The organism is Bacillus sp. FSL K6-0268 (genome assembly GCF_038005425.1).
Classification (GTDB): Bacteria; Bacillota; Bacilli; order Bacillales; family Bacillaceae_G; genus Bacillus_A; species Bacillus_A thuringiensis_S.
Genome location: NZ_JBBOTF010000001.1, coordinates 1,562,392 through 1,587,491 on the forward strand (window position 1 = coordinate 1,562,392; position 25,100 = coordinate 1,587,491).

Sequence of the window (25,100 nt, forward strand, 5' to 3'; positions counted from 1 at the left end):
TAAAATTTAATCTTCAAGCTCACTCATTCGTTTTACTATTTCGTACGATACACACCTATACAGTTTCTACTACCGCTTCAAGCATTGTTCCATTTTTAGCATAGTTCGTATGCCAAGAAAAAGCTTTTTCTAAAACATGAGGAGTTTGTCCACCTCTTGTTTGTGCTTCTTCGTAATAAGCTCTTAGCTGGTCACGATACATTGGATGTACACAATTCTCAATAATTAGTTCCACTCTTTCTCTTGGCGCTAATCCTCTTAGGTCAGCATACCCTTGTTCAGTGACGATAACATCTACATCATGTTCCGTATGATCTACATGAGAAACGAAAGGAACGATACTTGAAATGTTACCACCTTTTGCAATTGATTTCGTAACAAATATAGCTAGACGTGCATTTCTCGCAAAATCACCAGAACCACCAATACCATTCATCATCTTTGTACCTAAAACGTGAGTAGAGTTAACATTTCCGTATATATCTAATTCTAAAGCAGTATTAATCGAGATTAATCCGAGGCGGCGAATGATTTCAGGGTGATTAGAAATCTCTTGTGGGCGCATCATTAATTTGTCTCGGTATTTTTCAAAGTTAGAAAATACTTGTTGCATTTTCTCTTCAGAAAGCGTGATCGAGCAGCAGGAAGCGAAATTAACTTTCCCAGTGTCCATTAGATCAAAGACCGCATCTTGTAAAACTTCAGAATACACTTCTAAATCTTCAAACTCCGAATCTAGCATGCCGTGCAATACTGCATTGGCAACTGAACCAATTCCCGATTGTAACGGTGCTAAACTCTTTGTTAATCGGCCTACTTTAACTTCTTCTCGAAGGAACTCTATTAAATGTTGTGCCATAATGACAGTTTCTTCATCTGGAGGAACAATTGTCGATGGTGAATCCAGTTGATTCGTAAACACAATCCCCTTCACTTTTTCAGGATTTATCGGGATACCAATTGTTCCAATTCGATCATCCGTTTTTACGAGCGGAATTGGAAGTCTTACCCCTTGTTTACCTGGTTCATATAAATCATGCAGTCCCTCTAATTGCGTAGATTGAGCCATATTCATTTCAATGATAATAGACTTAGCATGTAAGGAAAATGCTAAGGAATTTCCAATTGAAGTGGTTGGAATAATCATACCATCTTCAGTAATCGCAACCGCTTCCAAAATAGCAACATCTATATCCATAACGTCAGCACGGAGTAACTCTGCTGTATGAGATAAGTGCTGATCCACAAATAAAAAGTCTCCGTTATTAATTCCTTTTCGCATAGTTGCATCGGCTTGGAAAGGCAATCTTTTCCCTAAAATCCCTGCCTCAGCAAATAATTTATCTACATCCGAACCTAAGGAAGCCCCTGTATAAACATTTACTTTAAAAGATTTATCATTCTTAACTCGATTTACAAGTGCAAATGGAACTGCTTTTACATCACCAGCACGTGTAAATCCACTTAAACCTAAAGTCATTCCACTTTCAATCCATGAAGCTGCTTCTTCGGGTGTAACTACGCGATCTTTTAATCGTTGATCCCTAATTCTATCTAAATTATTTTCCATATGTAATCCCTCTCTTAATGAATATTCATAATTATTTTACACATTAACACCATCAAAATAGGGGTTTTCTTATACAATACCGAAAATTCAGACAGAACAGCAAATCTAGGTTCTAAAGCAGAAAAACTTAGAATCCTAGAAGCTTACGGAAATAACTAGCGTACGATTGACTAACTGGTACTCTCTCACCATTATCCATTGAAAGTACAAAAGTAGAATGGGTATCAGGATAAATCGCTTTAATATGATTAACATTTACAATAAACGAACGATGACATCTAATAAATGAATCTTTCGGAAGCAAGTATTCGAATTCTTGCAGAGAGTATTTATGTGTTCCTGATAACTCTTCTGAATTCACATACGTCTTTTTATCTTTAGCCTCTAAATACATAACCTTTGAAAAAGGAACCGGAATCCAGCCGTCTGTTGTTTTTAAAGTAACAACTGACTTTCCATCCGTTAAAGCTGGATAAATTGCCGTTACGCACCCTTCAAGCTTTCCATTGTTTGAAAATGGTACAGCCATTCCATGATAAGGAATACCAAAAACATCCCGATTAATAAACTCAGAGGTTTTTTGGTTCATCACCATCGCTTTATGAGCAATCGTTCCTTCCTTTATAGGATCCCCGACACTAATCTTTAAATCAATTCGTTTACTTGGCCGATAGTAAATATATTCTTTCGTATTCGAAACAGCAATTGAAATTTCATCTGAAAATAATTCCCCAACAACATCTAGTAATAAACCTAACGTTCTATCTTCCATTCTATTAACACCTCATTCACTATTATACTACTATTATGAACAGGCATCTGTTGCTTTATAAAAAGGTTGATTTTAAGTTACTTTTAAAATTAGTTTTATTCACTATTACTTCGTTACTACAAAAAACCTCACTTCAGAAAAGTGAGGTTTCCTCTCATACAATATTTCTTTATTTTTTGAACGACTATAGAATAAGATTTATTTTTTATTAAGTAAAGTGAATTTAAGAATTTATTGCCTCTATTTCTGTATAATAAATAATCCCAAACTACAAACAGTTTGGGATTATCTTTCTCATTTATTATGCGCATCTAACCACGAAATTAAATCTTTAAATACTTCATCCTTATTTACTTCATGAAACATTTCATGTCTACCATTTTCATATAAACGTAGTGTCACGTCTTTCACACCACATTTTTTATAGTTTTCATATACTTCTTTTACACCTTTCCCCATATCCCCAACAGGATCACGATCTCCTGAAAAAATATGTATCGGAAGGTTTTTCGGTGTTTTTTTGAACTCTTCTAGTTTATTTACTTCTAATACACCAGAAAATAATTCTCGATAAAAACTCGTTGTACAAATGAATCCACATAATGGGTCCGCAATATATTTATCTACTTGACTGTTATCTGAAGATAACCAATCAAATTTTGTACGATTTGGTTTAAAGTGTGAATTGAAGTTTCCGAAAGATAAAAAATTTAACATTGGACTTTTCGTTTTTTCCCCGCGTAATTTCATCTCAATTGTCGCTACTTTATGACCGATACTTCCTAAAATCCCTGGATTTCCACCAGTTCCTGAAATAAGGAATCCATCATATAATTCACCTTTCAGTTGTACAGCACGTCTTGATAAAAAAGAACCCATACTATGTCCAAGTAAAAATAACGGGCATGTCTGCTCTTTTCTTATCGTTTCTGATACAAAAATAACATCAGAAACAGCCTCATTCCAACCTACATTTGGTTTAAAATGACCATAATCTTCTTCTCTTTTCACTGTTTTCCCATGACCTTTATGATCATGTGCATAAACACCATACCCTGCTTTTAATAACGCAGCAATAAAGTCTGTATAAACACCTGCATGTTCTGTCATACCATGTGCAATTTGAATAATCCCTCGCGGATCTCTTTCTGGTAGCCACTTACGTAAATAAATTTCCGATCCATCCAATGCCGTAACGAAACTTTCCTGTACGTTCATTTCGTCAGCCCCCAACTCTATTATGTATATCAAAAAATGAATATCCATTCATTATTCTTATTATGTATTATATGCAATTGCTTTCATTATGACAAATGCCGCACTTTTCCAATTAGCTCAATAACTATTATGTTGACGAATTTGAAATAAAATTATATAGTTACTTACATAAAGTAATTATTATATTTTTTGGGAGGTTTCTATTATGATGCCATCATTATTTTTAGCACACGGATCACCGATGCTTGCTATTCAAGATACAGACTATACAAGGTTTTTAAAAACACTTGGAGCAACATATAAACCGAAAGCGATTATTATTTTCACTGCTCATTGGGAAAGTGAAGCATTAACGATTTCTTCATCAGATAACGAATATGAAACAATTTATGATTTTGGAGGTTTTCCTCCTGAGTTATACGAAATCAAATATCGTGCGAAAGGTTCTTCTAACATTGCATCTATGTTAGAAACAAAATTTAAAAACAAAGGTATTCCAGTCCATCATAATATGACGAGAGGTTTAGATCATGGCTCATGGACTCTTCTGCACCGCATGTATCCAGAAGCAAATATTCCTGTCGTCCAAATTTCAGTCAATCCATTCCTTCCTGCAAAAGAGCAATTTAAGATTGGAGAAGCACTTAAAGGGCTTGGACAAGAAGATATTTTAATAATCGGTAGCGGTGTTACTGTTCATAACTTACGAGCTTTGAAATGGAATCAAACGACACCCGAACAATGGGCAATTGAATTTGATGATTGGATTATTAAACATATGCAGACTACTGATAAAGATGCATTATTTAATTGGGAGAACAATGCCCCTCATGCACAATTAGCAGTACCAAGAGCAGAGCATTTTGTTCCTTTATTTATCGCTATGGGAAGCGGTGAAAATAACGGTGAAGTCATTCACCGCAGTTATGAGATGGGTACATTAAGTTATCTTTGTCTTCAATTTTAAAGAAAAGGATGAAGCAATCGTTGCTTCATCCTCTTCTTTTTCATTCACTTAGTTAACTAACTTCCAAATGTCGTTTCTCTGATACCTCTTCGTTCTTATTATGAAAATAAACCCAAATGCACGCAATAAATAATAGTGATGATGTAGAGAAGAAAACATATTGGAAGCCCGCATGTGCTGCAATTTGTCCACCAAGTACTGGTCCAATCATATTTCCTAAAAATTGAAACGATTGATTATATCCAAATATTCGTCCCGTTACATGGGTTGGTGTATGTTGTTTTAGTAGAGTTTGTACGGAAGGTAATAATCCTGCTTGTGCGATACCTAATAAAAATCGAAGAATTAATAGTTGCCAAGCTGAGGTTACAAATGCTTGCGGGATAAAAATAATTCCTGCAGCAAACAACGCTACAACTAACGTTTTTTGAGGACCAATTTGATCTGATAATCTACCTAGCTTAGGAGCTGCCATAATAATAGCTAAACCTGTCGCAGACATGACTGCACCTGCAATCATTTCAATATGAGCTGTTCCTGGGCCTTCTAAATTCTTTACATACAATGTAATAATAGGTTGAATTGACATGTTCGCAAGTTGAATAATAAATGTTGTTACAAATAAACTAATAATTAAATGCTTTGCTGGAACCATCGTCCATACTTTTTTCTGTTGTACTTTTTTTGCTTGAGCGGAGTGATTCTCTTCATGTAGGAAGAAAAAAACGATGAGAAAAGAAAGGAATAAAAAAGCTCCTGTAACAAGAAAAACATGGCGCATTCCAATTAACTCCGACAAATAACCACCAAGTAATGGGCCAAGTAAAGAACCGCTCACGCCCCCAGTTGAAATTGTAGAAATTGCCCAACCTGAATGCTCTTTCGGAGTTTCTGCTGCAATAAATGTCATCGCCGTTGAAAGGAAACCAGATACCGCTCCCATCAAAAATCTTAGTGCGACTAGTTGATACACATCCGTTACAAACCCCATAAGCGTCATAATAATCGCCATACCAAGGCTCGCACGAATAAGCATCAATTTCCGTCCATGTATATCACCAAGCTTTCCCCATATTGGTGATACGATCGCACCCATTAAAAATGTTATACCAAATGCAAGTCCCGACCACTGTGCAATACTAGAAGTGCCAGTTACTCCTAATTCCTCAATATAAAAAGATAAAAAAGGAATTACTAAACTCATACCGGCTGCAGTGGTAAAACAACCTAGCCAACAAATCATCAAATTTCGTTTCCAGCTGGCCATTTTCACACCTTCTTTCTTTAGATACCCATTCTACACCCTTTCTTGTAAAAAGTTTAGTAATTTGCTTTATTTGTAAGATTTACTACAAAACCCGCTATTTTCTAGTGAAAATCACTACATCTCTACATTATTTTCATAAAAAAAACAACTCCCATATATGGAGTTGGTTAATTACTCTCTACCGGTATTAAACGTGCATTACAACATCGCTCATAAAACTCAACCGGACCTGCTTGTCCAATAATTGCGTATTCATATCCTTCTTTCTTCATACTATGTAAACAACGATATAACAATTGCTTCCCTACACCATTCACACGATTTTTTTTCGCTGTGCCCATTGGACCAAACAATCCTTTCTTCCCTCTCACTACATCATAACAAGCAAAACCTACTATCACTTCTTCTTGTTCTGCTATATAAATAGGTAAGTTTTCTTTATATGTACCTTCATCCCCTACTACTTTACTATTAAACCGTAACCATAAATAAGTGAAACAATTATACCAACTACCAATATACCTGGCAGTAAATTTGCCACCTTAATTTTAATAATACCAAGTAAGTTCAATCCAATAGCAGCTATCATAATACCACCTGTAGCTGTCATTCCCACTATAAATTGATTCATTAATGCTTTCGGGACCAAACTATTAATTTGTGTTGCAAAAACCGCAATACCGCCTTCGTATAAAATAACTGGAATCGCCGAAAATACTACACCAATTCCTAAAGTTGTCGTTAATATAATAGAAATAAATCCATCGATAATCGCCTTTGTAAATAAAATATCATGATTGCCACGAATCCCGCTGTCGAGTGCACCAAGTATGCCCATCGCACCTATTGCAAAAATTAAAGTAGCAGTTACAAAGCCTTCTGATATGCTCCCTTTCCCTTTTGATCCAACTTTATTTTCTAGCCAATCCCCTAAATGTTTTAACTTTCTCTCTAATTGTAGCCATTCCCCGATGACGGTACCAATCACTAAACTTAGTATGACAACAAGAAAATTTTCACTTTTCAATGCCATTTGAAGCCCAAGCACAGTAACCGCTAAACCGATTGCATGCATAATTGTTCCCTTCATACTTTCTGGAATCCTACTAAATAATTTACCTAGTAAAGTACCAAATATAATACAAATCCCATTTACAACTGCTCCTAATATAACCATTTCTTATTCTTCACCCTTCGAATTCTTTATTTCTATATTTTGGTTTATACATTGATTTACAGGTTATCTATATGTTAACTTAATATTAAGAATATTAACAAATGTTTTCCACAACATAAACCGCAATTTTTTTTGTAGTAATACATAATGTGAAACTTTAATTAACGTGAGTTTTATTGCCCACAAATTGCGGTATAAATTCAAAAGGGACGGTATTTATGAAAACTTTACTAAAACGATTTCTGTTAATAGCCTTTTGCATTACACCAATTGTTTTATTAATTAACTACTCTTTTACTTCAAAAGCGAAAGACAAACCCGATTTGCAAAACAAATCTAGTAAAACCGCTTCAACAAGTGAAAAGAAAATAGAAGACCCGGAAATTACACTCACTTTCTCTGGTGATACAATGTTCGATTGGCAATTACGTCCTGTAATCGAAAAAAATGGGGCTGATTATCCATTCCAACATGTAAAAGAAGAAATAACAAAAGCTGATATTTCTTTCGTTAATTTAGAGTCAGCATTTACAACGAGAGAAAAGAAAGCTCCTGGACAACTGTTTTGGATTAAAAGTGATCCATCCACGCTACAAGCTATAAAAAACACTGGATATGACATCGTAAATATCGGAAATAACCATACACTTGATTATGGGCAAGATGGATTATTAGACACGATTTCTCACGTAGAAAAATTAAAATTCCCTTATATCGGAGCCGGAAAAAATGCAAAAGATGCATATACAGCACGAGAAATGACTGTAAAAGGGAAAAAGTTCAAATTTCTTTCCTTCGTTCGATTTATGCCTGATACGAACTGGGTAGCTGGTAACAATAAACCTGGTGTTGCAAACGGATATGATTTAAATCTCGTAACAAAAACAATTAAAGAGCAAAAACAAGATGCAGACTATTTAATCGTCTATATGCATTGGGGCGTTGAAAAATCAAATCGTCCGGTAGAATACCAAAAACAATATGTACCTAAAATGGTTGAAGCAGGAGCTGACGCGATTGTCGGGAGTCACCCGCATTGGTTACAAGGATTTGAGTATTATAATAAAGTTCCTATCGCTTATTCATTAGGTAACTTTTTATTCCCAAGTTATGTGAGTGGGAAAAGCGCCGAAACTGGCGTATTAACTTTAACTTTTAAAGGAAAGGATGTACAAATGTCATTCAATCCTTACATCATTCGTAACAACCAAGTTTCCCCTGTAAATGAGGAAGAAAAGAAAAAAGCTCTTCAATATTTACAAACAATTTCAACTGATGTAGAAATTGATGCTACAGGGAAAATAAAAAACAAACGAAACTAGACAGCTCAAGATCTATTTCTCTGTAACATACATTACAGAATAGGTAATGAACATGCTGAAAGACTTATTAGAAAATGTAAGTTTGTTAGAGAATATTTATAAAATATCTATAGCCGTTCTACTTTTATGTTCAATTTTCTCTGTTAGACTTCTAAAAAAAATAAAACACGAACGAAAACTTACTACCTTTGAATTTACTATGTATGTAATCATTCGTATTGCGATACTCTTTTGGTTAACTAGCTTTATCCTTCTTGAATATGGAAAATATTTAGTTTAACTATAAAAAGATAGATACAAGTAGCGTTTCTACTGCTTATATCTATCTTTTTTATTTCTAGTAAAACCGTATGTTATCCCTTTCCTTCTATTAAATAAGTAAATCAAACAAGATGGGATTTTTATTAAGCTCCATAAATTGAATATTATTTTCTTTAAAGCGAGTAATTAATTGCTCATAATCTTCTTTATGTTTCAACTCTACGCCGACTAACGCTGGACCATTTTCTTTATTATGTTTCTTAATGTATTCAAAGCGCGTAATATCATCTTCTGGTCCTAATCCTTTATCAAGAAATTCTCTTAGCGCACCTGAACGTTGCGGGAATTCAATAATGAAGTAATGTTTTAATCCTTCGTAAATGAGCGAACGTTCTTTCATTTCTTGCATTCTATCAATATCGTTATTTCCACCACTTAGCGTGCATACAACTGTTTTACCCTTTATTTCATCTCTATATAAATCAAGCGCTGCAATAGATAGTGCACCAGCCGGTTCAGCTACAATTGCATTTTTCTTATACAGTTCTAAAATCGTCGTACAAACTTTTCCCTCTGGTACTAAAACAATGTCATCAATTACATCTTTACAAGTTTCAAATGTTAACTTTCCTACTTTTTTAACAGCTGCCCCATCAACAAAACTATCTATTTTCTCTAATGCGACATTTTCATTTTGAAGAAAAGCCTCTTTCATAGATGCAGCTCCCATCGGCTCTACACCAATAACCTTTGTAGCAGGACTAACACCTTTCACATATGTACCAACACCTGATGCTAACCCACCACCGCCGATTGCCGTAAAGATATAGTCAACCGATTTCTCCATATCATGCATAATTTCAACTGCAACTGTCCCTTGACCAGCAACTACATACGGATCATCAAATGGATGAACGAACGTCATTCTATTTTCTTCACAATAGCGCTGCGCTTCTTGGAAAGAGCTATCAAATGTATCACCAACTAATACGATTTCCGCAAAATCACCACCGAAAAATTGTACTTGTGATACTTTTTGTTTAGGTGTTGTCGTCGGCATGAAGATTTTTGACGCAATCTTCAATAAATTACACGTATAAGCAACTCCTTGCGCATGATTACCAGCGCTCGCGCATACAACACCGTTTTGTAATTGTTCTTTTGATAAACTTTGAATTAAATTGTACGCACCACGAATTTTGAAAGAGCGAATCAATTGTAAGTCTTCTCGTTTTACATAAACGTCACAATCATATTTCTCAGATAAAACTGTATCACGTTGTAACGGTGTTTTAATAACGATATCTTTCATGCAATTATGAGCCATTAAGATATCTTCAATTTTCACTCTCTCCTTTACCTTCTGCACCATTATATATCATCCTTATCTCTTTTAAATTGGCTCAATCAAAATCCGGGATTTTTAGAACTGCACCTGTATTCGCCGATGTTACCATCTGTGCATAACGTCCAAGCCAGCCAGTTTTCACTTTCGCTTCTGGTCGTTTCCATTCTTTTTTACGCTTATCTAATTCTTCATCACTAACTCTTACTTCTAGCAAGCGTTCTTCAACATCAATACATACAATATCCCCTTGTTCAAGAAGTGCAATCGTTCCACCCGCAGCTGCTTCTGGTGAAATATGTCCTACTGAAATACCACGTGAAGCACCCGAGAAACGACCATCCGTTAATAGCGCAACATCTGCACCTAATCCCATTCCAGCAATCGCTGACGTTGGCGCTAACATCTCTGGCATACCAGGGCCACCTCTTGGTCCTTCATAGCGAATAACAACTACATCGCCTTTCTTCACTTTTCCAAGCATAATGCCCGCAAGCGCCTCATCTTGTGAATTAAAAATAACGCAAGGTCCTTCAAAACGCTTTACCTCTGTTGCACCGCTTTTAATAACCGCTCCATCTTTCGCAAGGTTTCCTTTTAATATACGTAATCCCCCTTCTTCACTATGAGGGTTTTCGAGAGAATGAATAACTTCCTTATCTTTAATCTCTGCATGAGCAATGTTTTCTCTTAACGTCTGCCCGGTAGCCGTTATTCGGTCTAGATGAAGCACCCCTTCTTTTCGGCTCATCTCTTTCAAAATTGCACTAATCCCGCCCGCTCGATCAATATCTTCCATGTGCCAATTGGAAGCAGGGCTTACTTTACATAAATGTGGTACACGTCTTGAAACGGCATCAATGCGATTCATATCGTAATCTAAACCCGCTTCTTGTGCGAGAGCTAATGTGTGCAATACTGTATTCGTTGATCCACCCATTGCCATATCAAGCGCGAACGCATCATCAATCGCTTCTTCCGTTACGATGTCTCTTGGTTTAATATCTCTTTCAATTAAAATTTTTAATTTCTCTGCTGCTTGTTTAATTAACTCTTCACGTCTTGGATCAATTGCTAAAATACTCCCGTTACCAGGAAGAGCTAAACCTAACACTTCACATAAACAGTTCATAGAGTTCGCCGTAAACATTCCGGAACAAGAACCACAAGATGGACAGCCATGATCTTCAATATCCTTTAATTCTTCTTCTGAAATTTTCCCAGATTGATAAGCTCCTACTCCTTCAAAAACAGAACTTAAATCGACAACTTCTCCTTTAGATGTTTTTCCTGCTGCCATCGGGCCGCCTGAAACAAACACAGTCGGAATGTTAATACGTAGTGCAGCCATCATCATACCAGGTGTAATTTTGTCACAATTTGGGATACAAATCATGCCGTCAAACCAGTGTGCATTTACAACCGTTTCTACTGAATCTGCAATAATTTCACGACTCGGAAGAGAATAACGCATACCGATATGTCCCATCGCAATACCATCGTCAACTCCAATCGTATTGAATTCGAATGGTACCATACCTGCCGCGCGAACTGCCTCTTTTACAAGTTTCCCAAACTCGTTCAAGTGCTTATGCCCTGGAATAATTTCAATAAAAGAATTACAAATCGCTATGAAAGGTTTATCAAAATCTTCATCTTTCAAACCAGTTGCTTTTAATAAACTACGGTGCGGCGCTTTATCAAAACCTTTTTTAATCATGTCACTTCTCATCTTGTCAAATCCCCTCTTACGTATTTTTCACTTACAATCACTTACTCTATTTTTTCACTAATTCTTTCGGTGCATGAATCCAGCTCATCATTTCACGAAGCTCTGCCCCTACTTTTTCTAACTGATGATTTCGCTCTGCTTTTTTCATCGCATTATACGTTGGACGCCCTGCTTGATTTTCTAAAATCCATTTCTTCGCAAATTCACCTTGCTGAATTTCTGTCAAAACACGCTTCATTTCCTTCTTCGTTTCATCTGTAACAATTCTCGATCCTGTTACATAATCTCCGAACTCTGCCGTATCTGAAATAGAATGGCGCATATTCGTTAAACCGCCTTCGTACATTAAATCAACAATTAACTTTAATTCATGCAAACATTCAAAGTATGCAATTTCAGGTCGATATCCACCTTCTGTTAATGTTTCAAAACCAGCTTTCACAAGCGCAGTTACCCCGCCGCAAAGCACTGCTTGCTCTCCGAATAAATCCGTCTCTGTTTCTTCTTGGAATGTCGTTTCAATTACGCCTGCACGTGTACAGCCTACACCTTTTGCATACGCAAGAGCTAAACTTAATGCTGTTCCTGTTGCATCTTGATGTACTGCCACTAATGCCGGAACACCATTTCCTTCTTGAAATACACGACGAACGAGGTGACCTGGACTTTTTGGCGCGACCATCGCTACATCTACGTAACTTGGCGGGTTAATTTGTCCGAAGTGAATATTAAATCCATGTGAGAAAAGTAACATTTGTCCTTCACGAAGATTCTCTTCTACCTCTGCTTTATACACATAAGCTTGCTGTTCATCTGGCAATAACATTTGTACAACTTGTGCGGTTCGAACCGCTTCTGAAACAGACATTACTTCAAATCCATCTGCTTTCGCTACTTCATACGACTTACCAGGACGAACACCAACTACAACTTCTACACCAGAATCACGTAAATTTTGTGCTTGCGCATGACCTTGTGATCCATAACCAACTACTGCAACAGTTTTTCCTTGTAATAACTCTACATTTGCATCTTTCTCATAATATGTTTTCATATTCCATACACTCCTTATAATTTATTTACTTGCAGTACATCAATTAATTTTTTCAACTGACTAACAAGTAATGTCGCTTCATTTTCAGTACAAACTGCTGTGAGTTTCATTTCAGAAACACCACTTGTATCTCTTTCATTTAAATGTAAAGAAGAAATATAATAACCACGCCGAGCAAAAATCCCACTTATACGTAATAAGACGCTTGGCTCGTTATGAATAACGAGTGAAAAAGTATGACTCATTCTTCCCACCTCTTCATAATCATTTCGTTATTCCCTTTGTTTGGCGGAACCATCGGAAATACGTTTTCACCTTCTTCTACACAAAAATCAACTACGGCAGGACCTTCATGAGCAAATGCTTCTAACATCACTTGTTTCGCCTCTGTTGAATTTGTCGCTCTTAATCCCTTCACTCCATAAGCTTCTGCCACTTTCACAAAATCTGGCGATCCAATTTTTGATTCTGATAAACGATTTTCATAAAACATTTCTTGCCATTGCCTTACCATCCCTAAAAATTTGTTATTTATGATAAATACTTTTACAGGGATGTTATTTTCAGCAATTGTTTGTAGTTCTTGAATGTTCATTTGAAAAGAAGCATCACCTGCAATACAAATGACAAGTTCTTCTTTTTTAGCTAGCTGAGCACCAATTGCTGCTGGAAAACCAAACCCCATCGTTCCTAATCCTCCAGAGGTAAGGAACGTCCGAGGTTTTCTTGCTTTATAGAAGTGAGCAGCCCACATTTGATGCTGTCCTACTTCTGTTGTGACAATCGCTTCACCATTCGTTAATTCACTTACTAAGTTGATCACATGCTGTGGTTTTAACTCAGATTCTTTTTGCTTATAAGAAAGTGGATATTCTTCTTTCCATGCCTTTACTTTCTGAAGCCATTCGTCTGTTTGTGTATAAATAGACATATGTAACAACATGTGTAACGCTTTTTTCACATCACCAACAATGGGATGCTCTACAGTTACATTTTTATGAAACTCAGAAGGATCAATATCAATATGTACTTTTTTCGAGTGCGGAGAAAAAAGTTCTAATTTTCCTGTTACACGATCATCGAAGCGAACACCTAATGCAAGTAGTAAATCACATTCTGTTACCGCCATATTAGCAGCGTATGTCCCATGCATACCAAGCATCCCTAAAAACAATGGATCTCCCGGTGGATATGCACCAAGTCCCATTAAAGTTGAAACGACTGGAATACGGTTCTCCCTTGCGAATTCAAAAAGTTCATCGGATCCACCTGAATGAATGACACCTCCCCCAATATAAAGAAGCGGACGCTTTGATTTTGAAATTGCTTTAGCTACCTCTCTAAGTTTCATGCTGTCTGGTACAAGTTCTGGTTTGTACCCCGGAATATCAACTTCTTCATTAAAGAAACTGGTGACTTTTGCATTTTGAACATCTTTTGGAATATCGATTAATACTGGTCCCGGGCGTCCGCTTTCGGCGATGTAAAAAGCTTCTTGCACAATTCGTGATACATGATTTACATCACGAACTTGGTAATTATGCTTCGTAACAGGTACTGTAATTCCGACAACATCCGCTTCTTGAAATCCATCTTTACCAATTAAAGGCGTTGCAACTTGGCCGGTAATGACAACTAAAGGAATCGAATCCATATAAGCGTCTGCTAAGCCGGTAACTAAATTTGTCGCCCCTGGGCCAGAGGTAGCAAAGACTACCCCGACCTTTCCAGAAGCTCTCGCATATCCTTCAGCCGCATGAATGGCAGCTTGTTCATGACGAGTTAAAACATGTTTCAAACCACTTTCGTATAACGCATCGTATACTGGTAAGATCGCTCCGCCTGGATAGCCGAAAACGGTCGTTACACCCAATTTCTTCAAACATTGAATCACGTGCCCAGCGCCTGTCATTTCTTCACACTGTAACTTCTCATACGCTGTATACTGCTGCTTCATTTCAATTAACTCCTCTCCTTATTTATGCTAAGCTTTCCGTCAGCCCGGGAACACGTACTCCTCTTTCTCTCGTTAATTTTTTAAATTCTTCGGTCAATTGTTTCGTTACACTTCCTGGTTTCCCATCTCCAATTTCTCTCGAATCAACTTTTACAACTGGAATTAACTCCGCTGCTGTTCCTGTTAAAAATACTTCATCCGCTACATATACATCATGGCGAGTGAATGGTCTTTCCTCACATGGAATACTCAGTCGTTCACATAGCTCGATAACACTATTTCTCGTAATACCTTCTAATGCTCCTAAATAGGATGGTGGGGTTAATACTTTTCCATCTTTCACAACGAAAACATTATCGCCAGAACCTTCACAAACATATCCTTGTTGATTTAACATAAGAGCCTCTAACACTCCTGCTTGTGCCGCTTCAATTTTTACAAGTACGTTATTTAAGTAGTTCATTGACTTAATGCGTGGATCTAATGCATCTGGCGTATTACGTCTTGATGCAACAGATACAACGCTTAATCCATTATCGTAAAATTCCTGAGGGAATAACTTTAATTGTTCTGCAATGATAATAACGCTCGGTTTCACACAACTTCTAGGGTCGAGCCCTAAGTCACCTTTTCCTCGTGAAACAATTAAACGAATGTAAGCATCCGCATACTCATTTTTTTGCAACGTTTGTAAAACTGCTTCTTCCATTTCGTCAACTGTCAGTGGGACTGTAAGTAAAATAGATTTTGCCGATTCATATAATCGTTTTACATGTTCTTTTAAACAAAATACATTTCCTCCGTAACTACGAATCCCTTCAAATACACCGTCTCCGTATAAAAATCCGTGATCATATACTGAAACAACTGCCTTTTCTTTTTCTACAAATTCCCCATTCATGTAAATGTACTGGTTTCCCATCTCACATCGCTCCTCTTTTTTTCTCTATTTTTTGCAATCTATTTCTACATCGATTGCTGAGATGAGTATTTTTAACAGAATATTCAGTATATAAATATTAAAAATATACTCGTCTCAACAATCGATTACTTACATACTTGTAGCAATCCATTGCTGAGACGAGGGAATCGTGGTACCACTCAGCTTCCTTACACTTCTCACGAAATATAAGCTCTGCAAGTCCAATTAGACTTTTGTTTTTCTATCGGGAACAAAACCCGCTACTTTTTACTAATTTTCAAAAGTAGTGCTCCGAGGTGATTTTCAATGAGTGCATTGTTACCACCCTCACAGCCTCGGGGCAGCTCTCTGAAACAATCTTTATCATTTACTCTCCTCTTCCACGCATTCTCTTATTCTATTTTCTAAAATAAAAACTCTCGCCTCAGCAATCAACTACTACAATTTAGTAGCTTTGATTGCTGAGGCGAGAGTTTCGCGTTACCACTCAGCTTCCTTATACTTCTCGCGAAATATAAGCTTCGTAGGTCCAATTAGACCCCCGTCCTTTTACCGGAGACGATGCCGCCGCCCTCTACTCAGTTTCCCTTTCGCAAGCGATGCTCCGAGGTGATCTTCAATGATTTGATTGTTACTACTCTCGCAGCCTTGGAGTAGCTCTCTGAAACGATCATAATCATCTACTTTCCTCTTCTTTGCATATACAACATATAAAGTTAGAAAATTTTTAATTAACTTTTATTTGTTACACGTATTATAGGACGTTGTTCTTTTCTTTGTCAACATGTTTTTTCAAAAAAAATCTAAATTCATTCTATTTATTTTTTCTCAAATCAAAATTGGAATGAATTACTTACATACACTCATATATTGCTTAAGTATGTTTGCACTACTACATAAAGAAAGATTTATGAGGAGATGAGAAAACTATGTTAAAAGGGAAAGTAGCGTTAGTTACAGGAGCAAGCCGAGGAATTGGACGAGCGATCGCTAAACGTTTAGCAAATGACGGTGCATTGGTTGCTGTTCATTACGGTAATCGAAAAGATGACGCTGAAGAAACTGTTCATGAAATTCAATCAAATGGTGGCCAAGCTTTTTCTATCGGCGCAAATTTAGAATCCTTACATGGTGTAGAAAACCTTTATAAAGCTTTAGATACTGAATTACAAAAGCGCACTGGTGAAACACAATTTGATATTTTAATAAACAATGCTGGCATTGGTCCTGGTGCTTTTATTGAAGAAACGACTGAACAATTTTTTGATAGAATGTTTTCAGTAAATGCAAAAGCACCATTCTTTATCATTCAACAAGCACTGCCACGTTTACGTGACAATAGCCGAATTATTAATATTTCATCCGCTGCGACCCGCATTTCTTTACCTGATTTTGTTGCATATAGTATGACGAAAGGCGCTATTAATACAATGACTTTTACACTAGCAAAACAGCTTGGAGCACGAGGAATAACGGTGAATGCAATACTTCCAGGATTTATTAAAACAGATATGAATGCAGAACTCTTGAGCGACCCGATGATGAAGCAGTACGCTACTACTATTTCCGCTTTCAATCGCTTAGGTGAAGTAGAAGACATTGCCGATACTGCTGCATTTCTTGCTTCTCCAGACAGCCGCTGGGTTACTGGACAATTAATTGATGTGAGCGGAGGATCTTGTTTATAAAAAACATATATTTTCAAATCTTTTTTATTGCGCAATAAAACAATTTATATAATACTATATAAAAGATATACATTTAGGAGGATTACAGCAATGTCCGAAAAAACATACGAACTCGCAACCTTCGCAGGCGGTTGCTTTTGGTGCATGGTAAAACCATTTGATGAACTTCCTGGTATTCATAAAGTACTTTCTGGCTATGCAGGAGGTCATGTAGAAAACCCAACATATGAACAAGTAAAAACCGGAACATCTGGACATTTAGAAGTTGTTCAAATTACATTCGATCCTTCTATTTTTCCTTATCAGAAATTACTAGACTTATATTGGCCACAAATCGATCCAACTGATGATGGCGGACAATTCTTTGACCGTGGTCCATCTTATCGTACCGCTATTTTTTATCATAACGAAACACAAAAAGGGCTTGCTGAAAAATCAAAACAAGCTCTTGCAGAAAGCAGTATGTTTAAAGATCCAATCGTGACTGAAATTCGTCCTGCTGCACCTTTTTACGAAGCAGATGACTACCACCAACATTTCTATAAAAAGAATCCAGAGAAATATGCTACTGAGCAAAAAGAATCTGGCCGTGAAGACTTTATTAAAGAAAATTGGCAAAAAAAATAATAAAAACGCATCGTGCTTTTTTAGTACGATGCGTTTTTATTTTTGATAAAAGTACCATACAATTAACAGAACAATTGCTGTTAGTAACCAAAGTACTATCTCGTTTTTCACTCTATTCTTTTTCTTAGTCATTTCATTCCCTCCTAATAACAATTAAACATATTCAAGTTTTTCTTTGTTTAATTGTCCACCTTATATACATGAATACATCCTTACAAATTCTAATAGCAAGACCACCAATAATTCCGATTGCAATTGAAATTACTAACATCTGTCCAAAACTAAAAGAATTTGTGTACGTTATGTAGAGAACGATACATATAAGTAAAACATCCGGTAAAGAAAGTAAAAACCTTTTAAGCATTCCTTTATCTCCTCTATACTTTATTTATATCTTCTACTGTAATTTTGAAAGAAAGTTTGTTCAAAAATTCCATTTAGACCCTCATTTTACGAAAAATAATAAGAATCCCTTTTTAAAAGAGATTCTTATTCAGCAGATTTAAGTTTAATTATTTTCTACATATCCTATTCCATAATTACTCCTAAAATAGAATAATATTACTAATCATTTATTGTAAATTGACTATTTGCCAGGCGACCGAATGTCGCGCCAGCTACCTACATCACATTGGCCAAATTCATTATTACCTACCGCGACCACCGTGCCGTCTGATTTTAGTCCGACTGTATGTGCACAACCAGCCGCTATCGCTACAATATCCCGCCAATCGCTTACGTTACATTGACCATACTCATTCCAGCCCACGGCCACCACGGTACCGTCTAATTTTAGTCCGATTGTATGATTCGTACCAGCCGCTATTGCTACAATATCTATCCAGCCACTCACATCACACTGGTTATGTTTATCATTCCCCACTGCTGTCACCGTACCGTCTCATTTAAGACCAACAGTATGAAGATACCCAGCCTTGACCGATACAATACCTCGCCAGCTACTTACATTGCATTGACCATATCGATTATTTCCCACAGTCGTCAATGTGCCGTCCAATTTAAGACCGACTGTATGCCAGTCACCCGCTGTGACTGCCACAATACCTTGCCAACTGCTTACATTGCATTCTCCTTCTTTATTTCGGCCCACCGCTACTACCGTGCCATCCGATTTAAGGCCAATAGTACGACGCCACCCTGCCGCAACCGCTACAATATTATGCCAATCGTTTACATCACATTGTTCATGCTTATTCCAACCCACTGCTATCGCAGTATTGTCACATGTAAGACCGATTTTGTGAGCATTACCTGTGTTCGTCGCCATATGAACATTGCCTGCTGCAACTGCTTCAATATCTCGCCAGCCACATACATTACATTCTCCTTCTTTACTCCGGCCCACCGCTACTACCGTGCCATCCGATTTAAGACCAACAGTATGACCACGCCCCGCCGCTATCGTATCTTTTGGCCATCGCTTCAATTTTTCTTTCGGTAAAATGTAATCCATGTTTTACCTCCTTGCATATAAGCAACTGTATCATAATAGATATTTTTATCAAATTTCATTATAAATCTACATTTACAAAGAAAGCTTATTTTACTTCTTCAAAAAATAAAAACCTCCAGTTTAAATACTAGAGGTTTTCTCGTTATTTCTTCAAGCGGTCAATAAAATCGTTCAATTTATCTAGCGATTTCATATTCAGATTGCAAGCTACACCATCTTTGCAAATGTAGTTTCCCTTTTTAACGAAAGTTCCTGGTACATCACCTTTAATTTCAACTAAAAACATCCCTACTTCTTCATGCCCATGACATAATGAACAAATACTTTTTTTATTTAAACTTTGGAACGTTCCTTGCAGACCAACAAACTTATTTTTATCATTTTTCGCTATAATAAATTTCCTGCTTGATCCTTTGTCAATCCAGCTTAAATAAGATAATTCTTTCATATCCAGTTCTTCCATATCGGGAAGTTTTAGCTTTTTTGCTTTAGGAAATAATTTTTTTAATGTTTGTGCTGTAACTTCTTGAAACGGAATTACATACGGATTTATTTTCATTAAAAATGATTCTGCATCTTCTCTATTTTGAACTGTTAATACCGTATCAATTAACTCTTTCTGTTCATCGGTTAAATTCTCAAATACATGTATTATCTTTTCGATCGCAAGTGATTTTAACGCTTGAATTACACCTCTATCGTTTGCCGTTGCATGCCCGTTTGCTAAAATATAAGCTTGTGATTTTATAAAATTATATTGATCACTTCTAATAAACGCTTCCATCTTTATCACTCCATACAAATTGTTGATCTAGTTTTATTGTATACAATGATTACGTTTTTTGATATGTAAAAGATAACTTAGAAACAAACATTACATACATCACTTATTCTCTACCGCTGCATTTCCTGACAAAAGAAGCCATCATCTGTTTTCCATTCCGCATATAATACGTCTTCAAATTTAGTAATTCCTTTTTGCTTTATTTGTTTATAAAGCCACCCTTCATCAAATCCTGCTTCCCTCAAATTATCCTTAACTACTTTCCCATCACTAATTAATGAAATTGGTAAGTAGACAGGCTTATGTTTTAAACTTAAATCATTTATAGTAGGAGATTCGTATTTACTTTTTTTCAGAACGCTTATGTTTCCATTAGGTTCCAATATCATATATTCAACTTCTCGGATTGAAAATATATCTTTTTGTTGCCTAAGCATTTGTTGTAATTGGTTTATATCCAAATGATTCGATTTTAATTGATCTCTGTCAATATATCCATTACGAATAATAATAGAAGGATATCCTTCAAAAAACCTTCTTGTCCCCCTATATTTTTGCGTTATCACTTCTATTGCGTAAATTAATACTGTCCATACTAGTACCGCATATAAAATGGACCAGACTTTCACTTCAGGGTCATATATCGTATTTCCAACCAATTCTCCGAGTACAATGGCAGAAATAAAATCAAAAGGTGTTAGCTGCGATATTTGTGTTTTCCCTAATATTTTAGTAGCAATTAATAAAACAAAAAAACCAACAAAAAGTTCTATCGTTATTTGTCCAAGATGATTCATATATGTTCACCTTTCTGCTTTTCACTCAAATGTTATGTATCCAATTTAGTAAAAAATGGCACATTGTCGCTATTATCATGTCCATTCACATCCAATAAATACAAAACAAAAAGAGTCTGATTCAAAGTAATATATGAATCAGACTCTTTTCCTCTTATTTAGAATACACAATCTTTTTAATCGTTTCCCCAGAAAGAAAATATTCTTCTGCAAGTTGATGAATAGCAATCCCACTTTTAAACGCTTCTTTAATTGCTTTATTTCTTTCATCTAGTTGTTTTCTTCCGCCAGATCGTGTACCCCATTTATAATGTTTCGTTTCTTGTTTCGGAATGTAAATTGTTTCACCTTGTATATACTTTTGAATTTCAGTAATTAAACTCTCTGGTAAAACAGCATTAGCTTTTACGTATTTCATTTCTGCTCGCCCCTTATTTTTTATGGTTCATTTCAATAAGGTGCAAAGCCAAATATAAAAAATGATACGAGCTCATATAGGCGATTGTATATTACTTGTCTACCTCACGCAAAGTATCGCCATTTCCATACTTGGCTTTGCATGAGACGTTGCAGTGTCTGGCAATTGAATTATAATCGCCATATAAACACCTCCTAATATACCTTTTGCATTTTATTATATGATAAAATCCCTCTCCTTGCATCTTCATACTTTTTCAGCAATAAATAATTAATTTTGATATAATACTTTTTATTGAATCAAAAATCATTGTGAGGTTACGTTATGAGGAAAAAAATTATCATTACAATCGTTACACTATTCTTTATTATCACGGCATTATTCGGAACATACAAATTGATGAACGCAAGAAGCTTTCAATTATTTGGAGATTTAACACAACGCGTAGAAACAAATGAAAAAGTGATCGCTTTAACTTTTGATGATGGCCCTACTAACAATGTAAAACAAATATTACCGTTACTAGATAAATACAACGCTAAAGCTACTTTCTTTTTAATTGGAAATGAATTAGAGAAAAGTCTATCATTAGGAGAAGCTATCGCGCAATCTGGGCACCAGCTTGGAAACCATACATATTCTCATAAAAGAATGATTTTCAAAACACCTTCTTTTATTAAAGATGAAATAGAAAAAACGAATTCATTAATCCGCCAAACAGGATTTACAGACGAAATTGATTTTAGACCGCCTAACGGAAAAAAATTAATTGGACTACCCTATTATTTAAATAAAAATAATATTGAAACGATTATATGGGATCTTGAGCCCGATACTTTTTATAAATCTGCGGCTGATAAAATTAAATATGTTAATAAAAATGTAAAACCAGGTTCTATCATTTTACTGCATTCTATGTATGATGAGTCTGATGACAATTTAAAAACGATTGAAGGTATTTTAGATTCTTTATCTAAGAAGGGCTATCAGTTCGTAACAGTAAATGAATTGCAAAAAAGAGCAAAATAAAAAGAAAGGTAGCGTATCTTTGTATGATACGCCACCTTTCTTTTTATATAATGCCAAGTACATTTAAGAATACGATAATAATCGCAATTGGTGCGATAAAGCGAAGTAAGAATAACCATAATACGAATAGTTTATAACCTTTATTTTTACTTACACCTAGCTCTTTCATTAATACATCTTTCTTCATTTTTAAAGGAACAAAGATAGAAACTAATAATACACCAAGTGGCATTAAAACGTTACTTACTGCATAGTCCGCTAAATCAAAGACTGTCTTTCCGAAAATCTTCAGATCACTTAATATACCGAATGATAATGCTGATGGTACCCCAACAACGAAGATTAATAACCCTACGATTAAGGCCATTTTTTCACGTTTCCCTTTACCTTTTGATGTTAACGATGCAACACTAATTTCTAACATCGAAATTGCTGATGTAATCGTAGCGAAGAAGAATAGTAATAAGAAAACGATGAAGAATAATTTTCCGAATGCCATTTTACTGAAAATAGCTGGCAACACGATAAATAATAGTCCCGGCCCTTGAGATGGTTCCATTCCAAATGCGAACACAACTGGGAAAATTGCAAGTCCTGCAAGTAATGTAATAACAAGAGTTAAGGCTACGATAGAAAATGCTGAACGTGGTAAGCTTTCTTCTTTCGGTAAGTATGAGCTATACGTTACCATAACGGCTACCCCGACAGATAATGAGAAAAACGATTGCCCCATTGCGTATAATATAACTTCTGATGTTACATGTGAGAAATCAGGTTGTAAGAAGAAACGAACGCCTTCTCCAGCACCATCTAATGTAAGTGCACGAACGATTAATACAAAGAATAAAACGAATAGTGCTGGCATGAAATATTTATTTACTTTTTCAACACCATTTTGTACACCTTTACTTACGATGAAAATAGTAATAAGGATGAATAATAGCTGTGATCCAACTGCTAAATATGGATTGGAAATGATTTCACCAAACGTAGCTTCGTATGCTCCATTTCCTTCCCATAGTCTACCTGTAATTGCATTCCATAAATATAATAAAATCCAGCCTCCTACAACACTGTAGAAAGAAAGTAATATGAAACATGTTACAATTCCTAATTTACCTAACCAAGGCCATAACGTTTTAGGAGCAATCTCTCTATATGCATCGACAGCCTCTTTTTGTGTACTTCTTCCAATAACAAATTCAGCTAATAATAGCGGTAAACCAATTAATAATGTGAAACCGATGAAAATTAGGAAGAACGCTCCGCCTCCTCCAATGCCGGCCATATATGGGAATTTCCAAATCGCCCCAAGACCAATTGCCGAACCTGCTGCAGCTAATACGAAACCTAATTTCGATGTCCATTGCTGTGAATTCATTTGTTAATCTCCTCTCTACCTCTTTTTCTTTGTTACAATTCGGTATTTATATTGTTCTATCAATACTCTTTTCTAATACGTTCACTTCCTCCCTAATAAAAAAACGTCCCTACGTAAATACGTAGGGACGACAAAAATATCGCGGTACCACCCTAGTTGTGAAGAACACTAAGAAACCACCTAAATAAAAACGCCCCTACGCAAAAACGTAGGGACGATAAAATATCGCGGTACCACCCTAGTTATGAAGCCACACCAAAGTTAGGACCTAAATAAAAAACGTCCCTACGTAAATACGTAGGGACGATAAATATCGCGGTACCACCCTAGTTGTGAAACAATCTTCACCACTTTATTTGATAACGGTATAAACTACCGTCTTTCATTTCCTCATAATGCGAGATTTATGAAAGATGCTCCAGGACGAACTTCATGAATAATCTATATACTGATTCACACCAACCATCAGCTCTCTGAAATAGGGAGATATTCACTACTATACCCTTTCATTGCCCAAATATTATTTTCCGAATTGATTACTATCATTTTTATCACACATTAAAAATAGTGTCAACTTATATTTTGAATTTTTATGTATTACAATCTATTTAAAAATTCGAAATATAAGTTTTAGTTTAGAAAACAAGTGGATTAGTACATAACGAATTCTAACAGGCAATAGAAAAAGAATTACGTATTATTGATACTTATTCAATAATACAAATCATCTAGAAACATAACCTGTCTCTCTGTATTCATTTTTTAAGAGTTTGATGGATACCAAGAAAATTTCGCATCACTATCCAGTGGTCTATTTTTCGTTTCTTCTTTAATTACACGAAACCATTCATTTAAAATTTGAGTTTTTGGCAATTGAGCAGCAAGGTTATCTTCCCAAATTATATGTGAGAACCAGGCTTTCGTTTCCCATTCAAACTGCAATTGTGCGAACGAAATTATAGGGTGATCAGCTTCACGAAATTGCTCATTTACTGCATTTGAAACTTCTGGAGCTTGCGGTAACAACTCGTTCTGAATTCTATTTTTTATCTTCTCATTTTCTAGCTGATCCCAGAAATACAATTGCCCATTTATTTGATAAAAAATATCAAATGAAGCCTCACCTTTCTTCAAATTCAATAATACGAAGGCACGTTCCACATCATTGTCAGCTGCCTTTACAGCATTAATAATTATATTTTGTGCCATTGATACCCAGTAACTAGTCGCTTCCTCTACCGGTGATTCAACATACAATTCTTCACTTAATTCATGAAGAGTGGCCTCTTGCTCATTTACTTTTTCAACTTTTTTAAAAAACCTATTAAAAAAACCCAT

The 25,100-nt window shown here is 35.9% G+C and carries 23 protein-coding genes, 2 pseudogenes and 3 other annotated features; of the genes and pseudogenes, 6 read left to right on the forward strand and 19 right to left on the reverse strand.

Translation table 11 applies throughout. The annotated features are described in order from the left end of the window. Positions 1-55: 55 nt before the first annotated feature. The 3 genes from MHI28_RS07825 to MHI28_RS07835 all read right to left on the reverse strand — a co-directional run bounded on the left by MHI28_RS07825 (position 56) and on the right by MHI28_RS07835 (position 3,560). Positions 56-1,570, reverse strand: a complete 1,515-nt coding sequence (locus MHI28_RS07825) for an acetyl-CoA hydrolase/transferase family protein (protein ID WP_000429792.1) — start codon at positions 1,568-1,570, stop codon at positions 56-58. 127 nt (positions 1,571-1,697) lie between these two features. Further along, positions 1,698-2,342: a LytTR family DNA-binding domain-containing protein gene (locus tag MHI28_RS07830; RefSeq protein ID WP_000390209.1), complete on the reverse strand. Its 645-nt coding sequence runs from the start codon at positions 2,340-2,342 to the stop codon at positions 1,698-1,700. A gap of 294 nt (positions 2,343-2,636) precedes the next feature. Beyond that, positions 2,637-3,560, reverse strand: a complete 924-nt coding sequence (locus MHI28_RS07835; RefSeq protein ID WP_001102604.1) for an alpha/beta hydrolase — start codon at positions 3,558-3,560, stop codon at positions 2,637-2,639. Between the two features lie 205 nt (positions 3,561-3,765). Between MHI28_RS07835 and MHI28_RS07840 the strand changes: the two genes are divergently transcribed. Further along, on the forward strand, positions 3,766-4,527 hold the full coding sequence (locus MHI28_RS07840) for a DODA-type extradiol aromatic ring-opening family dioxygenase (protein WP_000982885.1): 762 nt from the start codon (positions 3,766-3,768) through the stop codon (positions 4,525-4,527). Between the two features lie 52 nt (positions 4,528-4,579). Here MHI28_RS07840 and MHI28_RS07845 read toward each other — a convergent pair whose 3' ends face one another. The 3 genes and pseudogenes from MHI28_RS07845 to MHI28_RS07855 form a co-directional block, all read right to left on the reverse strand. Then, the gene (locus MHI28_RS07845; RefSeq protein WP_000179292.1) at positions 4,580-5,794 is read right to left on the reverse strand and encodes a multidrug efflux MFS transporter; all 1,215 of its coding nucleotides are present in this window, start codon (positions 5,792-5,794) and stop codon (positions 4,580-4,582) included. A gap of 167 nt (positions 5,795-5,961) precedes the next feature. Continuing rightward, positions 5,962-6,240 (reverse strand): annotated as a pseudogene (locus MHI28_RS07850) (GNAT family N-acetyltransferase); the annotation flags it as partial. Positions 6,241-6,254: 14 nt separating this feature from the next. Next, complete coding sequence (locus tag MHI28_RS07855; RefSeq protein ID WP_000236048.1) at positions 6,255-6,971, reverse strand: DUF554 domain-containing protein; 717 nt, start codon at positions 6,969-6,971, stop codon at positions 6,255-6,257. A gap of 218 nt (positions 6,972-7,189) precedes the next feature. Between MHI28_RS07855 and MHI28_RS07860 the strand changes: the two genes are divergently transcribed. Continuing rightward, entirely contained in the window at positions 7,190-8,293 is a 1,104-nt protein-coding gene (locus MHI28_RS07860) for a CapA family protein (RefSeq protein WP_000854495.1), read from the forward strand. A gap of 52 nt (positions 8,294-8,345) precedes the next feature. Next, the gene (locus MHI28_RS07865; protein ID WP_002162858.1) at positions 8,346-8,573 is read left to right on the forward strand and encodes a hypothetical protein; all 228 of its coding nucleotides are present in this window, start codon (positions 8,346-8,348) and stop codon (positions 8,571-8,573) included. Between the two features lie 90 nt (positions 8,574-8,663). Here MHI28_RS07865 and ilvA read toward each other — a convergent pair whose 3' ends face one another. The 6 genes from ilvA to ilvE are packed head-to-tail and all read right to left on the reverse strand — an operon-like array spanning position 8,664 to position 15,564. Then, positions 8,664-9,926 carry a threonine ammonia-lyase IlvA gene (gene ilvA / locus MHI28_RS07870; protein WP_000250342.1) on the reverse strand — a complete coding sequence of 421 codons (1,263 nt, stop codon included), beginning with the start codon at positions 9,924-9,926 and terminating at the stop codon, positions 8,664-8,666. 31 nt (positions 9,927-9,957) lie between these two features. Then, positions 9,958-11,631, reverse strand: a complete 1,674-nt coding sequence (gene ilvD / locus MHI28_RS07875) for a dihydroxy-acid dehydratase (RefSeq protein WP_001255822.1) — start codon at positions 11,629-11,631, stop codon at positions 9,958-9,960. A 46-nt stretch (positions 11,632-11,677) separates the two neighbouring features. Beyond that, entirely contained in the window at positions 11,678-12,685 is a 1,008-nt protein-coding gene (gene ilvC, locus MHI28_RS07880; protein WP_000861150.1) for a ketol-acid reductoisomerase, read from the reverse strand. Between the two features lie 14 nt (positions 12,686-12,699). Beyond that, the gene (locus tag MHI28_RS07885; RefSeq protein ID WP_000019916.1) at positions 12,700-12,930 is read right to left on the reverse strand and encodes an ACT domain-containing protein; all 231 of its coding nucleotides are present in this window, start codon (positions 12,928-12,930) and stop codon (positions 12,700-12,702) included. After that, entirely contained in the window at positions 12,927-14,642 is a 1,716-nt protein-coding gene (gene ilvB, locus MHI28_RS07890; RefSeq protein ID WP_000813467.1) for an acetolactate synthase large subunit, read from the reverse strand. Before ilvB ends, MHI28_RS07885 begins: the two co-directional genes overlap by 4 nt. Before the next feature lie 22 nt (positions 14,643-14,664). Beyond that, complete coding sequence (gene ilvE, locus MHI28_RS07895; protein ID WP_000528163.1) at positions 14,665-15,564, reverse strand: branched-chain-amino-acid transaminase; 900 nt, start codon at positions 15,562-15,564, stop codon at positions 14,665-14,667. 151 nt (positions 15,565-15,715) lie between these two features. Continuing rightward, positions 15,716-15,956, reverse strand: a binding site (T-box leader). A 67-nt stretch (positions 15,957-16,023) separates the two neighbouring features. Continuing rightward, positions 16,024-16,269, reverse strand: a binding site (T-box leader). Between the two features lie 224 nt (positions 16,270-16,493). Between ilvE and MHI28_RS07900 the strand changes: the two genes are divergently transcribed. Together MHI28_RS07900 and msrA are read left to right on the forward strand one after the other, a co-directional pair. Then, the gene (locus MHI28_RS07900; RefSeq protein WP_000911802.1) at positions 16,494-17,252 is read left to right on the forward strand and encodes an SDR family oxidoreductase; all 759 of its coding nucleotides are present in this window, start codon (positions 16,494-16,496) and stop codon (positions 17,250-17,252) included. A gap of 90 nt (positions 17,253-17,342) precedes the next feature. After that, positions 17,343-17,879, forward strand: a complete 537-nt coding sequence (msrA, locus tag MHI28_RS07905) for a peptide-methionine (S)-S-oxide reductase MsrA (protein WP_001291894.1) — start codon at positions 17,343-17,345, stop codon at positions 17,877-17,879. Positions 17,880-18,042: 163 nt separating this feature from the next. Here msrA and MHI28_RS07910 read toward each other — a convergent pair whose 3' ends face one another. The 5 genes and pseudogenes from MHI28_RS07910 to MHI28_RS07930 form a co-directional block, all read right to left on the reverse strand. After that, positions 18,043-18,243: a hypothetical protein gene (locus MHI28_RS07910; RefSeq protein ID WP_000919318.1), complete on the reverse strand. Its 201-nt coding sequence runs from the start codon at positions 18,241-18,243 to the stop codon at positions 18,043-18,045. Between the two features lie 222 nt (positions 18,244-18,465). Then, positions 18,466-19,353: pseudogene (locus tag MHI28_RS07915) on the reverse strand (RCC1 domain-containing protein). Between the two features lie 142 nt (positions 19,354-19,495). Then, positions 19,496-20,137, reverse strand: a complete 642-nt coding sequence (locus MHI28_RS07920; protein ID WP_000387066.1) for a FusB/FusC family EF-G-binding protein — start codon at positions 20,135-20,137, stop codon at positions 19,496-19,498. Between the two features lie 110 nt (positions 20,138-20,247). Continuing rightward, positions 20,248-20,934 (reverse strand): DUF421 domain-containing protein, encoded by a 687-nt coding sequence (locus tag MHI28_RS07925; protein WP_001015971.1) that lies wholly within the window; start codon positions 20,932-20,934, stop codon positions 20,248-20,250. Between the two features lie 154 nt (positions 20,935-21,088). Next, entirely contained in the window at positions 21,089-21,352 is a 264-nt protein-coding gene (locus MHI28_RS07930; RefSeq protein ID WP_000878325.1) for a CD3324 family protein, read from the reverse strand. 324 nt (positions 21,353-21,676) lie between these two features. On the opposite strand from MHI28_RS07930, the gene MHI28_RS07935 reads away from it, so the two are divergent. Then, the gene (locus MHI28_RS07935; RefSeq protein WP_001227581.1) at positions 21,677-22,381 is read left to right on the forward strand and encodes a polysaccharide deacetylase family protein; all 705 of its coding nucleotides are present in this window, start codon (positions 21,677-21,679) and stop codon (positions 22,379-22,381) included. A 43-nt stretch (positions 22,382-22,424) separates the two neighbouring features. On the opposite strand, the gene MHI28_RS07940 is transcribed toward MHI28_RS07935, so the two are convergent. Together MHI28_RS07940 and MHI28_RS07945 are read right to left on the reverse strand one after the other, a co-directional pair. Continuing rightward, positions 22,425-23,762: a sodium-dependent transporter gene (locus MHI28_RS07940; RefSeq protein WP_001088185.1), complete on the reverse strand. Its 1,338-nt coding sequence runs from the start codon at positions 23,760-23,762 to the stop codon at positions 22,425-22,427. Positions 23,763-24,058: 296 nt separating this feature from the next. Next, positions 24,059-24,281, reverse strand: a binding site (T-box leader). Between the two features lie 243 nt (positions 24,282-24,524). Then, positions 24,525-25,100: a hypothetical protein gene (locus tag MHI28_RS07945; protein WP_000505537.1), complete on the reverse strand. Its 576-nt coding sequence runs from the start codon at positions 25,098-25,100 to the stop codon at positions 24,525-24,527.

Bases quoted from the DNA above. Each gene is read 5' to 3' on its own strand.
- MHI28_RS07825 (WP_000429792.1), bottom strand. From the start codon at position 1,570: ATGGAAAATAATTTAGATAGAATTAGGGATCAACGATTAAAAGATCGC.
- MHI28_RS07830 (WP_000390209.1), bottom strand. From the start codon at position 2,342: ATGGAAGATAGAACGTTAGGTTTATTACTAGATGTTGTTGGGGAATTA.
- MHI28_RS07835 (WP_001102604.1), bottom strand. From the start codon at position 3,560: ATGAACGTACAGGAAAGTTTCGTTACGGCATTGGATGGATCGGAAATT.
- MHI28_RS07840 (WP_000982885.1), top strand. From the start codon at position 3,766: ATGATGCCATCATTATTTTTAGCACACGGATCACCGATGCTTGCTATT.
- MHI28_RS07845 (WP_000179292.1), bottom strand. From the start codon at position 5,794: ATGGCCAGCTGGAAACGAAATTTGATGATTTGTTGGCTAGGTTGTTTT.
- MHI28_RS07855 (WP_000236048.1), bottom strand. From the start codon at position 6,971: ATGGTTATATTAGGAGCAGTTGTAAATGGGATTTGTATTATATTTGGT.
- MHI28_RS07860 (WP_000854495.1), top strand. From the start codon at position 7,190: ATGAAAACTTTACTAAAACGATTTCTGTTAATAGCCTTTTGCATTACA.
- MHI28_RS07865 (WP_002162858.1), top strand. From the start codon at position 8,346: ATGCTGAAAGACTTATTAGAAAATGTAAGTTTGTTAGAGAATATTTAT.
- ilvA (WP_000250342.1), bottom strand. From the start codon at position 9,926: ATGGTGCAGAAGGTAAAGGAGAGAGTGAAAATTGAAGATATCTTAATG.
- ilvD (WP_001255822.1), bottom strand. From the start codon at position 11,631: ATGAGAAGTGACATGATTAAAAAAGGTTTTGATAAAGCGCCGCACCGT.
- ilvC (WP_000861150.1), bottom strand. From the start codon at position 12,685: ATGAAAACATATTATGAGAAAGATGCAAATGTAGAGTTATTACAAGGA.
- MHI28_RS07885 (WP_000019916.1), bottom strand. From the start codon at position 12,930: ATGAGTCATACTTTTTCACTCGTTATTCATAACGAGCCAAGCGTCTTA.
- ilvB (WP_000813467.1), bottom strand. From the start codon at position 14,642: ATGAAGCAGCAGTATACAGCGTATGAGAAGTTACAGTGTGAAGAAATG.
- ilvE (WP_000528163.1), bottom strand. From the start codon at position 15,564: ATGGGAAACCAGTACATTTACATGAATGGGGAATTTGTAGAAAAAGAA.
- MHI28_RS07900 (WP_000911802.1), top strand. From the start codon at position 16,494: ATGTTAAAAGGGAAAGTAGCGTTAGTTACAGGAGCAAGCCGAGGAATT.
- msrA (WP_001291894.1), top strand. From the start codon at position 17,343: ATGTCCGAAAAAACATACGAACTCGCAACCTTCGCAGGCGGTTGCTTT.
- MHI28_RS07910 (WP_000919318.1), bottom strand. From the start codon at position 18,243: ATGCTTAAAAGGTTTTTACTTTCTTTACCGGATGTTTTACTTATATGT.
- MHI28_RS07920 (WP_000387066.1), bottom strand. From the start codon at position 20,137: ATGGAAGCGTTTATTAGAAGTGATCAATATAATTTTATAAAATCACAA.
- MHI28_RS07925 (WP_001015971.1), bottom strand. From the start codon at position 20,934: ATGAATCATCTTGGACAAATAACGATAGAACTTTTTGTTGGTTTTTTT.
- MHI28_RS07930 (WP_000878325.1), bottom strand. From the start codon at position 21,352: ATGAAATACGTAAAAGCTAATGCTGTTTTACCAGAGAGTTTAATTACT.
- MHI28_RS07935 (WP_001227581.1), top strand. From the start codon at position 21,677: ATGAGGAAAAAAATTATCATTACAATCGTTACACTATTCTTTATTATC.
- MHI28_RS07940 (WP_001088185.1), bottom strand. From the start codon at position 23,762: ATGAATTCACAGCAATGGACATCGAAATTAGGTTTCGTATTAGCTGCA.
- MHI28_RS07945 (WP_000505537.1), bottom strand. From the start codon at position 25,100: ATGGGTTTTTTTAATAGGTTTTTTAAAAAAGTTGAAAAAGTAAATGAG.